The 14,570-nt window shown below is 43.4% G+C and carries 12 protein-coding genes; 6 read left to right on the top strand and 6 right to left on the bottom strand.

Features of this window, described 5'->3' with window-relative positions; genetic code table 11:
* Window positions 1–132 precede the first annotated feature (132 nt).
* The 3 genes from DL796_RS07445 to ttcA all read right to left on the bottom strand — a co-directional run bounded on the left by DL796_RS07445 (window position 133) and on the right by ttcA (window position 3,905).
* Window positions 133–2,232: a M13 family metallopeptidase gene (locus DL796_RS07445; RefSeq protein ID WP_110201078.1), complete on the bottom strand. Its 2,100-nt coding sequence runs from the start codon at window positions 2,230–2,232 to the stop codon at window positions 133–135.
* Window positions 2,233–2,417: 185 nt separating this feature from the next.
* Entirely contained in the window at window positions 2,418–2,876 is a 459-nt protein-coding gene (locus tag DL796_RS07440; RefSeq protein ID WP_110201077.1) for an acyl-CoA thioesterase, read from the bottom strand.
* Between the two features lie 102 nt (window positions 2,877–2,978).
* Window positions 2,979–3,905 (bottom strand): tRNA 2-thiocytidine(32) synthetase TtcA, encoded by a 927-nt coding sequence (gene ttcA / locus DL796_RS07435; RefSeq protein WP_110201076.1) that lies wholly within the window; start codon window positions 3,903–3,905, stop codon window positions 2,979–2,981.
* A gap of 289 nt (window positions 3,906–4,194) precedes the next feature.
* On the opposite strand from ttcA, the gene DL796_RS07430 reads away from it, so the two are divergent.
* The 3 genes from DL796_RS07430 (at window position 4,195) to DL796_RS07420 (ending at window position 7,883) form a co-directional block, all read left to right on the top strand.
* A complete protein-coding gene (locus DL796_RS07430) occupies window positions 4,195–6,069 on the top strand; it encodes a DUF11 domain-containing protein (protein WP_170114233.1) in 1,875 nt (624 codons plus the stop codon).
* 34 nt (window positions 6,070–6,103) lie between these two features.
* A complete protein-coding gene (locus DL796_RS07425; RefSeq protein ID WP_110201074.1) occupies window positions 6,104–6,517 on the top strand; it encodes a hypothetical protein in 414 nt (137 codons plus the stop codon).
* Between the two features lie 136 nt (window positions 6,518–6,653).
* Window positions 6,654–7,883 (top strand): nucleoside recognition domain-containing protein, encoded by a 1,230-nt coding sequence (locus DL796_RS07420; RefSeq protein WP_110201073.1) that lies wholly within the window; start codon window positions 6,654–6,656, stop codon window positions 7,881–7,883.
* Between the two features lie 503 nt (window positions 7,884–8,386).
* Here the strand turns inward: DL796_RS07420 and DL796_RS07415 are convergent.
* Complete coding sequence (locus tag DL796_RS07415) at window positions 8,387–8,983, bottom strand: class I SAM-dependent methyltransferase (protein WP_110201072.1); 597 nt, start codon at window positions 8,981–8,983, stop codon at window positions 8,387–8,389.
* Window positions 8,984–9,115: 132 nt separating this feature from the next.
* Between DL796_RS07415 and rlmM the strand changes: the two genes are divergently transcribed.
* The gene (rlmM, locus tag DL796_RS07410; RefSeq protein WP_110201071.1) at window positions 9,116–10,189 is read left to right on the top strand and encodes a 23S rRNA (cytidine(2498)-2'-O)-methyltransferase RlmM; all 1,074 of its coding nucleotides are present in this window, start codon (window positions 9,116–9,118) and stop codon (window positions 10,187–10,189) included.
* Here the strand turns inward: rlmM and DL796_RS07405 are convergent.
* Window positions 10,186–10,458, bottom strand: coding sequence for an EF-hand domain-containing protein (locus tag DL796_RS07405; RefSeq protein ID WP_110201070.1), 273 nt, complete (start codon window positions 10,456–10,458; stop codon window positions 10,186–10,188). The genes rlmM and DL796_RS07405 overlap by 4 nt on opposite strands.
* A 110-nt stretch (window positions 10,459–10,568) precedes the next feature.
* Here DL796_RS07405 and queF point away from each other — a divergent pair, with 110 nt between their 5' ends.
* Window positions 10,569–11,402 (top strand): NADPH-dependent 7-cyano-7-deazaguanine reductase QueF, encoded by an 834-nt coding sequence (queF, locus tag DL796_RS07400; protein ID WP_110201069.1) that lies wholly within the window; start codon window positions 10,569–10,571, stop codon window positions 11,400–11,402.
* A gap of 72 nt (window positions 11,403–11,474) precedes the next feature.
* On the opposite strand, the gene DL796_RS07395 is transcribed toward queF, so the two are convergent.
* Window positions 11,475–13,685: an oligopeptide:H+ symporter gene (locus tag DL796_RS07395; protein ID WP_110201068.1), complete on the bottom strand. Its 2,211-nt coding sequence runs from the start codon at window positions 13,683–13,685 to the stop codon at window positions 11,475–11,477.
* Window positions 13,686–13,911: 226 nt separating this feature from the next.
* On the opposite strand from DL796_RS07395, the gene DL796_RS07390 reads away from it, so the two are divergent.
* Window positions 13,912–14,550 (top strand): alpha-ketoglutarate-dependent dioxygenase AlkB family protein, encoded by a 639-nt coding sequence (locus tag DL796_RS07390; RefSeq protein WP_110201067.1) that lies wholly within the window; start codon window positions 13,912–13,914, stop codon window positions 14,548–14,550.
* The last annotated feature ends 20 nt before the right edge of the window (window positions 14,551–14,570 follow it).

The following is a 14,570-nucleotide window of genomic DNA, read 5'->3' as shown; positions in this document are numbered from 1 at the left end:
AGCTTATTTCAAGCGACCTTTTTCAAGTGGCTTTTTTTAAGTGCCCTCTATCAAAAGATTGTCTTGAACAATAAAAAAGCCAGAGCAGTAGCTCTGGCTTTTTCGTAACTATGTACTACTGATAGCAAATCCTTACCAGATTTTTACACGCTCTTCAGGTGCTAAGTACATTTCATCAGTTGGTTTTACGTTAAAGGCTTCGTAGAACTCTGGCATGTTACGAACGGTACCGTTCGCACGGAATTCGCTTGGCGAATGTGGATCCGTGTCGATACGTTTGCGTAATTCTGCATCACGATACTTACGACGCCATACTTGTGCCCAGCCGTAGAATACTCGTTGATCGCCAGTCATGCCGTCAATAACTGGAGCTTCTTTACCGTCTTTAGAGATTTGGTAAGCTTTATAAGCAATGGTTAATCCGCCTAAGTCACCAATGTTTTCGCCTTGAGTGAATTCACCGTTAATGTGAACACCGTCAAGCACTGTGAACTCGTTGTATTGAGCAACAAGTTTATCGGTGCGCTTACTGAATTCTTCAAGATCGCTTTCAGTCCACCAGTTACGTAATTTACCGTCACCGTCGTATTGAGCGCCCGAATCATCAAAGCCGTGGCCCATTTCATGACCAATTACAGCGCCAATACCGCCATAGTTGACTGCGTCGTCAGCTTCCATATTAAAGAACGGTGGCTGTAAGATTGCTGCTGGGAATACGATTTCGTTCATTACAGGGTTGTAATAAGCGTTAACCGTTTGTGGCGTCATAAACCATTCGGTGCGATCGATTGGCTGGCCTAGCTTCTCACGGTTCTTTTTAACCTGTGCTAAAGCCGCGCGTTTCATGTTGCCGAATAGATCGTCAGCTTTAATGACTAAGTCAGAATAATCTTTCCACTTATCTGGGTAACCAATTTTTGGAGTGAACTTGTGGAGCTTATCAAGCGCTTGTTTCTTGGTGTCTTCGCTCATCCACTCAAGTTCTTTAATCCCTTCGCCATAAGCTTGGCGTAGGTTCTCAACCAACTCGACCATGCGCTCTTTAGCTTCAGGTTTGAAGTGCTTTTCGACATAAATTTTGCCAACCACTTCGCCAAGAGTGCCGTTAATCACGCTAACGCCACGCTTCCAGCGAGGTTCTTGCTCTTCAACACCACTTAAAACACCTTGATAGAAGCGGAAGTTTTCTTGATCCATAGCGGCATTAAGGAAGCTTGCGCTGTTCGTAATCATGTGCCACTTGAAATAAGTCTTCCAGTCTTCCAGAGGAATCGTTTTCAACATATCGTTAAGAGCCGCGAAGTAATCCGGCTGACCAACGATAACGTTATCAACGCCTTCTAGCATGGAGTTCTTTTGCCAACGATCCCAGTCTAGGTTAGACATAGTCTTCTGCAAGTCTGCAAAAGTCATTTTGTTGTATCGCGCTACAGGGTTACGAAGTTTCTCTTTAGCCCAGTGCTTTTGGGCGATAGCAGTTTCTAAGCCCATCACAACTGCAGCTTTTTCTTCGCCATTTTCGATGCCCGCGAGTTCAAACATTTTAGCGATATGCTCAACGTATTGATCGCGAACTTTCTGACTCTTTTCGCCTTCTTTTAAGTAAGATTCACGACTTGGCAGGCCAAGACCACTTTGGTTCATCTGTGTGATGTAAGTGTCAGGCTCTTTGGCGTCAATGTAGACGTATGTGCTGAAAGGCGAGGTAGAGACCATTTGTGCATAAGCAATGTATTCTGATAAATCAGATAGGTTCTCTATTGAGTCGATTTTCTCAAGTTCAGGCTGAAGTGGCTTAGTGCCTAGCTCTTCAAGCTTGTCTGTGTTCATGTAGCTTTCAAACAGATCGCCCACTTGTTGCTCTTCAGTGCCTTCTTCGGCCTTAGTTTGCGCCGCTTCTTCGATGATATTGCGAACATCTTTGCGCGCTTGCTCTGCCAGTTTAGTGAAAGAGCCATAATTTGATTTGTCAGCTGGAATTTCAAACTCTTTCAGCCACTTACCGTTGACGTGGCGGAATAGGTCGTCTTGTGGACGGACTGAACGGTCGATATATTTGGTTTCTACCCCCGAAATCAGCTTTTCTTCTTGTGCTTTATCCGTTTGAGTTGTTTTTTGGTCATTCGACTGTGCTTTGACGGTTTCAGCTTGTGACTTTTTATCCTGAGCATCGTCAGAATTACAAGCCGCTAAAACAGCTAAACACACAGAGCTAATTAGTAGCTTTTTCATAGTGATACCTGTGTTGTTTTCATTGGATAGCTCAACATACTACCAGAAATCATTGTCAGTGGAAGTTATGAGTTACAGCTAAACGTTACAGAGTATTACGAAATATGAGGAGAGGTAACGACGGTTGAAAGGCTAGTAGCTTCCGGTGGTTGGAAGCTACTGATGATGCGTATGCGGTTTGAGGCTTACTTAAGCTCTGGTTGTAGCTTAAGGATTTTATCCAGCATCTCGCCTTCAACGGCTACTTTTTGGTTGGTGCGGTAGTCAATCATGACGATTTTACAGTGACCAAGTGTGGTTACAGTTTGTTGCTTCTCACTAAAAGCTTGGTATTCCATAATAAAGCCAAACTCATGTAACTCACTGATTTTTGTACCAACATGTAGCGTATCAGGGTAAGTCACCGGGCGGCGGTATCGGCAATATACATCGCCTAAAATCGGTCCCACGGGTGAAACTTTAATGTCGGCTTCCATCTTCATCGCTTCCATATAGGCAATACGCGCGCTTTCAAAATAACGGATATAACTCACGTTATTGACGTGTTGGAACGCATCCATTTCGCCCCAAGCGACACGAATAGGAAGGATGACAGGGAAGTCTTGTTTGAATTGTTCGAGAGTTGTTGCTGGATTTGCTTTCATAATCACTTGTTAAGATGGTTTGTTACTGATCCGACCATCTTAACAAGGATTTTATTAGAATTCTTCACTCAATCTTTTTTATATGACGAGTTTTGGATCTGCTTAGCCAATATTGACGAATTGAATCGATTTTGACTGTTGTGATTCATCGCTGTCGTCTTCGTCGTCGTCAGTATCAAATTCAGGAAGGTTAAACTGTGGCGTATCAAACAAAGTATCGCCACCAGCTTTGCTAGCCACATCTTGCGATAATCCTTTAAAGTCATAAATCTCGTTATCGGCAAGGTGCGATGGAGCGACGTTCGTCATGGCCTTGAAAATAGTCTCAATACGGCCAGGGTACTTACGATCCCAGTCTTGCAGCATCATTTTGATGTTTTGGCGCTGTAAATTTTCTTGCGAGCCACATAGGTTACAAGGAATGATTGGGTAGTTTTTCGCTTTAGCATACTTAGCAATGTCTCTTTCTTTGCAATAGGCCAGTGGGCGGATCACGATATGTTTACCGTCGTCGCTTTTCAGCTTAGGAGGCATGGATTTCATCGAGCCGCCAAAGAACATGTTTAAAAACAGAGTTTCAATCATGTCGTCTCGATGATGTCCTAATGCAATCTTAGTAATTCCGTGGCGCTCTGCCCAGCCATAAATGACCCCTCGACGTAAGCGTGAGCAGAGACCACAAGTGGTTTTACCCTCTGGAATCACACGCTTAACGACACTATAAGTATCTTCTTCAATGATTTCGAAAGGAATATCTAACGTTGAAAGATAGTTTGGAAGTACCGTCTCTGGAAACCCTGGCTGTTTCTGATCAAGGTTCACCGCGATAAGCTCAAATTTTACCGGCGCACTTTTTTGCAGGTTCATCAGAATGTCGAGCAGAGTATAGGAATCTTTGCCACCCGATAAACAAACCATAATCTTGTCGCCATCTTCAATCATGGAGAAATCCATAATTGCTTTGCCAACATTTCGACGAAGTCGCTTTTGCAGTTTGTTAAATTCAAGTTTTGATCGTTTATCGGTCATTTTAGACTGCCATTTCTTTCTCACCCACGTTAAGGCGGCGGATTATAGCTAAAAATATTTTCACTGTATATTTATTCACCAAACTTTCACGCATGAATATTTAACATTATATTACAATATAAATATTGTTTGTTGTGGACAAATCTCTAAAATAACGGACTAATGGCTTAGTATTGTTAATGATTTTACATTTGGTTAATGCAGGTTTGCATTGATGGCGTTTGTTTTTACTGCAAGCTTGAAGTTTCTTGAGATTAGATTTACTAATGAATGTTGCGTCGGGGGGAGAATGGTAAGACACAGAGGTTTAGTTAAGTTAGTGGCGGTATCGCTGCTACTTGTGGTGACAAGTTTTGCACAGGCAGCAACAGTAGAGTTGGTAGTTAATTGGCCTGCATGGGCACAGGACAATAAAGTAGAATTCTGGAATGTTGCTGTTGATGCGGCAGATAGGGATAGTGATGGAAATAATACTGAAATTATAAACAGTAATCTTGTTACCACTCGCTATGGTGGAGAAAATGCGATATGCGTACCTGGATTTTGTAATTTGCCAGCTGTGCTTGATAATTCACTCTCTCAAACCTACACCTTTAATAATGTACCACCAGGCGACTATCGTTTAGTTTTGTATGATTCGGTTTCTGATGGTTGGGATGGAAATGCTTCAGTGTTTATTGTAGTAAATGGAGCGACTATTGCAGGCTATACATTACCGGCAGGCATAGCTAGCGGTGTGACTCCTATATTTACAATAGATGATACTCTTGCAACTAACACCACTCAAACTTGTTCGGATGTTAACCTTACCAGTACATGGTCTAATTTGGGAACTTCACCTCAGTCAACTTCAGGCGCAATCCCTGTAACAATCAATACTACGACCACAGGTCCTGCTAACTGGATTTTTAGCTCAGAATCGATGAACACGATTAATGCTTGGAGCTCTCCAGCTGTTCAAGGTAGGCAGTCACTAGGTTTTGTATTCGAGTGGGACCCCACCCCCGGCCCGAATGGTTTCGAACCTGTTTATCAAGCGGTTAATACCGATGGCACAGCGAATGATGCAGACCCCGGTGGTAGCGGTACCTTAGAAATAAGTTTTGGTGGTCGTACGGTTGAAAACGCCATTATTCATGTCGACCGTGTTGGTGGTGTCGGAGCCGGTGTTTCAAACTCAGCTAGGTGGAACGTTAACACTCCAAGCGTAACGCTAGGAAGGTTAGCAGGAGTTGGTCATTTTGCGACTTACGCCAATAATACGGTTTTAAGAGATATGTTAGTAGTTTCGACAGGAGCGGAATCTTCAACCAATACCGCCACGGGTACAGCCGCAGGATCGGTGGTCTACCAGGGAAGCTATTCTAACTTGAGCTTGGGCTTTGATGGTATCGGTTTAGAAGGCGGCGGTGGAGACGGTATGTTGTTGGTGGTTTGTGTGCCACAGGCAGACTTATCCTTAACTAAAACGGTTAACAATGCAGCTCCGAATGTCGGTGAAAATGTAACATTCACTTTAACGGTTACTAATAGTGGACCGGATGCAGCCAGTAATATTCAAGTGCGGGATCTGTTACCTGCGGAGTTAGACTTCGTTTCCTCCACACCAAGCCAAGGTAGCTTTGCTTCAGGCTCTGGTATATGGGACGTGGGAACGCTAGCAAATGGCGGCTCGGCGTCTTTAGAAATTGTAGCTAGTCCTAACACTGCTGGAGTGATTACAAACCAAGCTGAGATTATTAATTCCGATAGGATTGATCCAGACTCAGAATTTCGCAGTGGTTTTGGTGTCGATGACCTAAGCGATGGAATCGCAGATGACGATGAAGCTTCTGTCGATCTTAGTGCTGGTGTGGTGGATATCTCGGTTACAAAAAGCTCGTTGAACGACTTTGTTCCTGGCGGTAATGATACTTACACTATTGTAGTGACTAACGCTGGCCCTGCAGAAGCAAATAACCTAGCGGTAAGTGATAACTTTCCTGATGGCGTGACCCTGAACGGTAACTGGACTTGTACAGCCACAGCGGGCTCAAGTTGTAATAGTGGTAGCGGTGGTGCGAGTGGCGATAGCAGTATATCCCTAAACGTCAGTGTGATTGCTGGTGGTCAGGCAACGATTACAGTGCCAGTGGTGTACAGTACCGCCCCTTCGGACTTTTAATTGAATCGCTCAATGCGTTAGATTTAGGTGAATTATGTTTAAGAAGACAGTAATTAAGACAGCAATATTTTTTTCGTTTATATCTATTTTGAGTATGCCTCTAATGGCGGCTCAGTTGCAGGTATTAGAGCCAGAAAAGCAAGCCACTAAGCTAGTTTTAATCAAAGACACTGACAAGAAAGGCGCTTCAGAAAGCTTGAAACTTAAAAAGCAGATTGAACGACAGCTCAACGTTAAACTTAAGTTAGAGACAAATATGTCACGCAAAGGCATTACTAGGTTTATGGCTGACCGAGAGATTACAGTTAACGAGCAGAATAGCTTCTTGAGTAGCCTAGCACCGGAGCAAAAAGACCGGGTAATATTTGTGTATGGGCAACCCAGTAACTTTGATAAGAGCAAGTTTAAATCAAAGATGAAAACAAAGAGTACTAAGTCTTTGAAGTGAATGGTGTAACAGGTTTTTAAAAGGCATCTCAATTGAGGTGCCTTTTTCGTATCTGCTGAATAATCCCCGAGCGTTAAATTTACAGGCCTTAAATTTTTGGGTAAGTTAGTCATAACAATAATTCAATGACACTTATATGCTAAACCTGATCTGGTTACTTTTCTTTGTTATCGCCTTTGCTTTGTCGCTGTTTGACTGGATCTTTGGTGGTAATCAAGCAGCTTTTCCAGACTTAGTAAAGGCTTTGTTCGATATGGCAAAGCTGAGCGTGACCATCTCTATCGGCTTGATCGGTATTCTGGCGTTCTGGCTCGGTTTGTTAAAGATTGCTCAGCAGAGTGGTTTGGTCAATAAGTTGGCTAGGTTGTTAGCGCCACTCTTCAGAAAACTGATGCCCGAAGTTCCAGATGGTCACCCAGCATTAGGTAGTATCAGCATGAATATGGCGGCGAATATGTTGGGGCTTGATAACGCCGCCACGCCAATGGGGATTCGTGCTATGGAGCAGTTGCAGGAATTAAACCCGGTAAAAAATACAGCCTCAAATGCGCAAATTCTGTTTCTTGTCTTAAACACCTCTGCAGTCACAATCATCCCCATTACGGTAATGCTCTATCGCGCACAAATGGGCGCCGCCGATCCGGCGGCAATTTTCTTGCCAATTCTTCTCGCCACTTGTGCTTCGACATTTGTCGGGCTAGTGGCGGTCTCTATTGTGCAAAAACTGTCTATTTTTAATCGAGTAATTGGGCTCTATTTCTTAGCGTTTGCATCGATTATAGGGACTTTAGTGTGGGCATTGATGACCTTGCCGCCCGATGACATGTCTGCCATGAGCTCTGCGCTCGGAAACTTTCTACTGATGCTCGCGATAGTTGTCATTTTGTTGCATGGTTGGAAGCGCAAGATTGCAGTGTATGAAGAGTTTGTGGAAGGGGCCAAAGAAGGTTTTAAAGTTGCTGTAACCATTATTCCGTATCTTGTTGCTATGTTAACGGCGATAGGCGCGCTAAGAGCCTCTGGGGTGCTTGATGCATTCGCCTCAGGCTTAAGTTGGCTGTTTGGTTCGTTAGGTCTTGATACACGTTTCGTCGAAGCTATTCCTACGGCCCTGATGAAGCCATTTAGTGGCAGTGGTGCTAGAGCAATGATGTTAGAAACCATGGAGTCACAAGGCGTCGATTCTCTGGCGGGTTATATGGTGGCGACGATTCAAGGCAGCACAGAAACAACCTTTTATGTTTTAACCGTGTATTTTGGTGCGGTAGGGATTAAGCGTATTCGACATGCCTTGTCTTGTGGACTATTAGCTGATCTAGCTGGGATTATTGCGGCTATTTGCCTGAGCTATTGGTTTTTTGCATAAACTGAAGCGCTTAACTTATTGAATTATCCTAGAAGGGTGTTCCAATTTTGCCCGACTCGATTTTGCTCGTAATTTGGACATTAGAAAACAATATTGTCGACTCTGTCACATAAACTAAAGAGCTGACCGTAAGTGAACGCTTACCTGTGAAAAAGATTCAAAAATGACTTGCTTTTTTGTCATATAGGTAAGCAGAGAACCCTTCTTGAGAACAAAGAAATCCACAATCTCAAGCAAACCCTTATTTTATAAGGGGTTGACCCTGTTTAGAGTTTAAACAAGCAGCTTTTAGCCTATTGGTATCAAGTTAAGTTGTTGATTTTAAAGTAAAAAGCTTGTTTTTGGTTAAAAAGTAAACAATTTAAGGCGGAGCACCTTATTTTGTGGGCTATGAGCATGTGTCAGCAATTTACCCCCAAAGTTATCCACAGGAACTGTGTAAACTTTTGTATCATTTTTTTACAGTGGTTACTCTGTTCATAAAGTAACCACTACTGTAATCATTACTCTTCTTTAATGGCGCTAGCGACGGTATAGGCCGGTCCTTGCTTGTGTTTTTTGTAATTTCCAAAAACTTCCTTAAAAGCGCGTTTCATAAAGTCTCTCAAGCCAGTTATGGTTACCACATAGAAACGACCGCCTGGGGCAAGACGCTCGTAAGCGTCATTAAGGAATATATACAGAAGTTCGTTGCCGACTTTGGCAGGGATATTGGAGACGATGACGTTAAACCCTTTTTCAGGCACATCGCTAAAACCGTTACTAAGACGAGCGCTAGCGTGAGGGGTTTTGTTTTTCTTGGCGTTACGATTAGCGTAATCCACGGCAACGTAGTCTTTATCGACCATTAAGACCTCACCCTGAGGTGCCATTTTAGCCATCGTTAGCCCTAATACACCGTAACCACAGCCCAGATCGAGACACTTATCCGTTGGCTCAACTTCAAGATACTTTAAAAGCATGATGGAACCGACATCGATTGAGCGCGGTGAAAAGATGCCCCAGGTGGTATCAAAGGCCATAGGGAAGCCATTAAGAGTATCTTCTACTTGGAGATCTTTTTTCAGTTCAGCGATTTGAGATTTGGTGTAATGGGCCATATCGGTCAGCAACTATCATGTTTAGGGTTAAAAGTGGCGCTATTTTAGCACTGGCCTGGGCAAAACCCTAATCAAAGCGAGTGTCTCATGTTAGAATCTGCCTATCTTAATACCACTTCGTATTGACACTATATGCAACAAGCTCCTTTTGTTTTTTTCTGTCGCCCAGGCTTTGAATCAGACTGCGCCGCGGAAGTCCAAGCTATCGCCAATACCTATGAGTTAGCCGGGTATGCCAATGCGCAGACTGATACTGGATATGTGCGTTTTTATTTGTTTGATGACGCAACCAGTGAGCGCTTTTTTGAAGTTTTAGACTTAGAAGACATTATCTTTGCGCGTCAATGGTTTTGGGCTAAGGCTGAGCTTGAAGACTTGCCACTGGATGATCGTATCACCCCAATTATTGAGGTGGGTCAAGAAATTGCTGTAGGCAAATCATTGCTAGTGGAACATCTCGATAGTGACGAAGGGCGCGAGCTTTCTAAGTTTTGCAAAAAGTTCACCACGCCGATGACTATAGCCATGGAAAAACAAGGTTTGATAAGCGAGGACAGTGAATACCGACTTCATGTCTTATTCCTAGAGACTGATCATTGTTTAGTTGGCTACTCACCATTAGAGCGTTCGAGTCATTTAAAAGGCGGCATCTTGCGCCTAAAAGCACCAAAAAACGCGCCAAGCCGTTCCAGCTTAAAGTTAGACGAGGCTATTCAGGTTCTAATGTCGCGTTCGCAACAGCGAGAAGCTTTAAGACTTGGTAATACAGGAGCCGATCTAGGCGCTGCGCCAGGTGGCTGGACTTTTCAGCTCGTCGAGCGAGGATTGCAGGTCACTGCGGTTGATAATGGTCCGATGGACAAAAAGTTGATGGCGACCGATCAGGTGGAGCACTTAAAGGAAAATGCTTTCACATGGTTGCCAAAAAAGCCCGTCAATGTGTTGGTTTGCGACATGGTGGAAAAGCCATCGCTAGTCGCTGATCTCATGGCAAAGTGGCTTGAAAGCGCTCATACGCAACATGCGATATTTAACCTCAAGTTACCAATGAAGAAACGCTTCCAGGAAGTCGCGGATTGTATCGACTTAATTTGCGATCGGTTAGAAGATGCTGACTTGACCTACTATTGGCAAGCTAAGCATCTTTACCACGATCGCGAGGAAGTGACCGTTTACTTTCGGTTGACGTCTAAGATTAACAGTTAACTTTCCGGGTCAGCTTGTTGTTTTAGAGTAAAGAAGTGGATGTACTCTTCTTTACTGAGTTTTCCATCTTTATTCACATCTGCTAAAGTGAAGTCTTCTGAAGAAATGATTCCTTTTGCTTCATCTTTTGTGACTGAATTACTTTGATTTTGGTCTAATTCTAAAAAAGCATTTTCAATTAATGACATACTAGTGTTTGCTTTTTCTTCGGCTAAAACTCCTATTGGACTCAATAATAAACCAACGGCTAGTAATACTAGTTTTTGCATACAAACCTCAATAATTAATCAAACATGTAGCATAAAGATACCACAGTTTTATAGGATATTCCGCAAATAACACATATAATGAGCATTGGTTAATATTATTCTAAATAAGAATGAGCAGTAGATTAAACCCTTTAGGCAAAGATGTTGCTTACCCTGATACATATGATGCAGGCCTACTGTTTCCTGTAGCACGTCAGCTGAAACGCGACGAGTTAGGGTTAGCCAATGGGCTACCATTTCATGGTGGTGACTTTTGGAATGCCTACGAGATGTCATGGTTAAATGCCAAAGGTAAGCCACAAGTGGCCATCGGTGTGTTTGAGTTTGCTCACGATAGCGTCAACATTATTGAGTCGAAATCGTTTAAGCTCTATTTAAACTCCTTTAACCAGACTCGATTTGAGAGTTGGGAGAAGGTTTCAAGTGTTCTTCGTACTGATTTAGAAGCGGCCGCAGAAGGCGCCGTCAGTGTTAAATTATTCACTCTAAAAGAGTATCACCAGCAAACTCCTATTATTCAGCCAGAAGCGATATTGATCGACGAGCTCGATGTTGAAATCACAGACTATGATTACGCCCCAAGCTTGCTTCGTGTTGACGAGGGCTCAGGTAGTGGTGTGGTTAAAGAGAGCTTACAGAGTGATTTATTAAAGAGTAATTGCTTAATCACTTCGCAGCCAGACTGGGCGACTATCTTGATCGACTATAAAGGCCCGCGTATTTGTCATGAAGCGCTACTTAAGTATTTGATTTCTTTTAGGAATCACAATGAATTCCATGAGCAGTGTGTAGAGCGAGTTTTTGTCGATATTATGCAATATTGCCAACCAAAAGAGTTGACCGTCTATGCGCGTTATACCCGCCGTGGGGGGCTGGACATTAATCCTTGGCGCAGTAACGTAATGAGCTCTTTCCTCCGCAACCAAAGGTTCTCCAGACAGTAATCCTGCTACTTAAAGCTACAAAAAAACCAGCCCGAAGGCTGGTTTTTTGTTTCTTACTAGTTGCTACTGTGATTAATCAGCGCCTTCCATTAACTTCTTAATTAATGGTGAGATGATTAACATACCCACAGCGATACACATCGCAACGATACCAACGTTTGTATAAACATCTGCATAAGTTGCTTTTGCTGCAGCCACATCGGTTAACTGACCACCGATAGTTTCTGCACCTGTACCTTTAGCGATAGCGCCTGCTAAGTAGTTAGAGAAGCCACTGTAAAGGAACCAAGCGCCCATAGTCATACCGACCGCTTGAGCTGGAGCTAGTTTGGTTACAGCAGATAAGCCTACTGGAGAAACCATTAACTCACCCAAGGTGTGGATCAAGTAGATTAGGAAGATGAAGTAAACCGCAGTTAAGCCTGCTTCGCCCGAAGCTTCAATACCGCCAACTAACGCCAAGAAACCGAAGCCACACAGGAAAACACCCATGGCAAACTTCACTGGCGTTGGTGGGTTCAACTTACGTTTTGCTAAGAAACTCCATAACCATGCCAAGATTGGTGCAAAGATAATGATATAAGCCGCGTTTAATGACTGGAACACTGGCGCTGGAACTACCCAACCCATCATGCTGCGGTCGACTAAACGGTCGGTGAATAAGTTCAACGACGAACCTGCTTGCTCAAACAATGCCCAGAATGGGATTTGCGCTAAGACGAAGTAGATTGCCGCGAACATACGGTGACGCTCATCACCTTCAAGCTTAATCATGGCGTATGAAACCAAGATTAGGAACATTACAGCGGCTAGGACGAATAGAATGTCGCCCATGATCTCTGCGTTCATCACGAAGAACATAGAAATTGCAATGATGCCAACACCGATTAGGTAGCACATCCACTCATAGTTAATGAAAGCAAAAACTTTTTCTTTTAACTTCGCAGGGTTTGGTGGCTCAGCCTTGCCTTCAAGCCAATCACTCTTCCAGATGAAGATGATTAAGCCGAAAATCATACCGATACCAGCTAAACCGAAACCATATGCCCAGCCCCAAACGATACCAATAATACCGCACGAGAGTGCTGATAGTAGTGAGCCAAGGTTAATACCCATGTAGAACAGGGTGAAGCCTGAATCACGACGGGTATCGCCAAAGCCATATAGCGAGCCAACGATTGTCGAAATGTTTGCCTTAAGGAAACCAACACCCGCAATAATAAGGGCTAGCGACAAGTACAAGATATTTACGTACAAGTCTTGTTGCACAATACGGTTTTGGTATTTATCACCTTCGATAATAGCTGGTAAACCAAGTTCTTCAGCAGATGAAATCTTCAGATCATGTGGTGCTTTGATTTCAACTTCAGACTCGCCCTCGGCACCTTTCAATAGGTAGTTAGCATCTTCGCCGTTACCTGTTTTAGTTAAAGTGTACTCTTTACCCTGGTATTTAATCTTACGAACAACAGTATCGCCATTGGTTTGAGTATCGAGAACTTCAAACTCGAAGCCACCGACCTTATTCGGGAAGCTTGGTCCTAAACGATAAGAAGTAGCTAGGTAAAGCGTTGGATTTGTACCAAACGTCATTGAGCGGTGCGCGCTCATATCGACAGTACCTTTTACATCACCTTTCTCAAGAGTGGTAACTTTCTCATCGCCTTTACCTTGCGTCACGAGGTGGTATTCGGTGTCGTTATAGGTCAAGATTTTAACGCTTTTATTCTTGCCTTGAAGCTTTTCATCAGCGTTTTCTACGCTATATTCAAAGCCACCAAGTCGGCTAGGCAAACCTAATGCCGCGGCATTATTAATTTCCAGTACTTGGTTACCGAACTTGATATAGCTTTGGCCATCTTCAGTTTTGATGATCTGGCGAGCATCGCCACCACGGCCATCAAGAGTGATTTGATGCTCTTTGCCCGAGTAGGTCATCAGCTCTTTCGAACCACTACCTTCAAAGGCCATACCAATATGCCCCATGACCAGCAGGATGGCACCGAAAGTAACGGCTTTTCGGGTTCCTAAGTATCTATCGGCCAGTGAACCACCGATAATGGTCATTACGTATACAAGGGCTGTGTAAGCACCGTATAGAATGGTAGACTTTTCGTCCGAGAATAAGAAATGCTGGGTTAAGTAAATAATTAATAAGCCGCGCATTCCGTAATAAGAAAAGCGCTCCCACATCTCTGTGAAGAATAGAATGATTAAGCCCCTCGGGTGTCCGAGAATCGTTTTTTCATCCTTAGGGGTTGTCGTGTTACTTTGAGCCGTCATCGTCGGCAGACTCCTATAGAATTAGTGAATTAATGCTAATATTGTGAATCTATTTTTAGTAGTTATAGGGCTTTGAGAACCGCTTTCGCGCCATTTCGTCTCAAAACTAACCCGATTAGTTTAGCGATGAGACCGCTGAAAGCAAGAAAAATCGGTGATTTTCGGGCTGTGTAGATTGATATTTGTACAGTTTGGGGCATGACGGCAACATTAAAGTGAGTAACCTATGCAGCAATTTGATTTATGCTTAACTTCCGAGAAGGAGCATATTGAGCTTGGTAATGATGTTGACGATAGTCTTGATAAGGCTAGATTGTTGTTTCAGCCGAGTTTTATTGCTCAGAACGATGCGACTATGCTTTATGTGGCCCTGGAGCACAAAATACAATGGGCTGAGGAAAGTCTCTGGATCGCTGGCAAAAAGCGTAAAGTACCGCGACTAGTGGCTTGGTATGGTGATTCAGGGACTCCATACCGCTATTCAGGAAAATTGCATGAGCCTTTGCCGTGGATTGATGAGCTGTATCAGATTAAGCAAAACTTAGAAGCCGAGCTGGGCACGCCTTTTAATAGTGTCTTATGTAACCTTTACCGTAATGGTCAGGACAGTATGGGCTGGCATGCTGATGATGAGAAAGAATTAGGTGACGAGCCAGTTATCGCTTCGCTCAGTCTTGGTCAGCCCCGAGCATTTCATTTAAAACATAAAACAAACCCCAGTTTGAGACACAAAATGACGCTCAACTCTGGTAGTCTATTGGTCATGAAAGGTGCTATGCAACAACATTGGTTGCATCAAGTTCCTAAAGAACCCAAGATTACACAACCTAGAATCAATCTGACCTTTAGAAACATTCTTGTTTAGGATTGCTGTATAGAGTTATT

This window comes from Kangiella spongicola (assembly GCF_003194565.2).
GTDB classification, from domain to species: Bacteria; Pseudomonadota; Gammaproteobacteria; order Enterobacterales; family Kangiellaceae; genus Kangiella; species Kangiella spongicola.
Note: the sequence above shows the minus strand (reverse complement) of the source record. Positions and strands in the feature narration are given on the sequence as shown.

Excerpts from the sequence above, each read along its gene's own strand:
- DL796_RS07445 (WP_110201078.1), bottom strand. The coding sequence starts at position 2,232 with ATGAAAAAGCTACTAATTAGCTCTGTGTGTTTAGCTGTTTTAGCGGCT.
- DL796_RS07420 (WP_110201073.1), top strand. The coding sequence starts at position 6,654 with ATGCTAAACCTGATCTGGTTACTTTTCTTTGTTATCGCCTTTGCTTTG.
- DL796_RS07440 (WP_110201077.1), bottom strand. The coding sequence starts at position 2,876 with ATGAAAGCAAATCCAGCAACAACTCTCGAACAATTCAAACAAGACTTC.
- DL796_RS07405 (WP_110201070.1), bottom strand. The coding sequence starts at position 10,458 with ATGCAAAAACTAGTATTACTAGCCGTTGGTTTATTATTGAGTCCAATA.
- DL796_RS07390 (WP_110201067.1), top strand. The coding sequence starts at position 13,912 with ATGCAGCAATTTGATTTATGCTTAACTTCCGAGAAGGAGCATATTGAG.
- ttcA (WP_110201076.1), bottom strand. The coding sequence starts at position 3,905 with ATGACCGATAAACGATCAAAACTTGAATTTAACAAACTGCAAAAGCGA.
- queF (WP_110201069.1), top strand. The coding sequence starts at position 10,569 with ATGAGCAGTAGATTAAACCCTTTAGGCAAAGATGTTGCTTACCCTGAT.
- DL796_RS07430 (WP_170114233.1), top strand. The coding sequence starts at position 4,195 with ATGGTAAGACACAGAGGTTTAGTTAAGTTAGTGGCGGTATCGCTGCTA.
- DL796_RS07395 (WP_110201068.1), bottom strand. The coding sequence starts at position 13,685 with ATGACGGCTCAAAGTAACACGACAACCCCTAAGGATGAAAAAACGATT.
- DL796_RS07425 (WP_110201074.1), top strand. The coding sequence starts at position 6,104 with ATGTTTAAGAAGACAGTAATTAAGACAGCAATATTTTTTTCGTTTATA.
- DL796_RS07415 (WP_110201072.1), bottom strand. The coding sequence starts at position 8,983 with ATGGCCCATTACACCAAATCTCAAATCGCTGAACTGAAAAAAGATCTC.
- rlmM (WP_110201071.1), top strand. The coding sequence starts at position 9,116 with ATGCAACAAGCTCCTTTTGTTTTTTTCTGTCGCCCAGGCTTTGAATCA.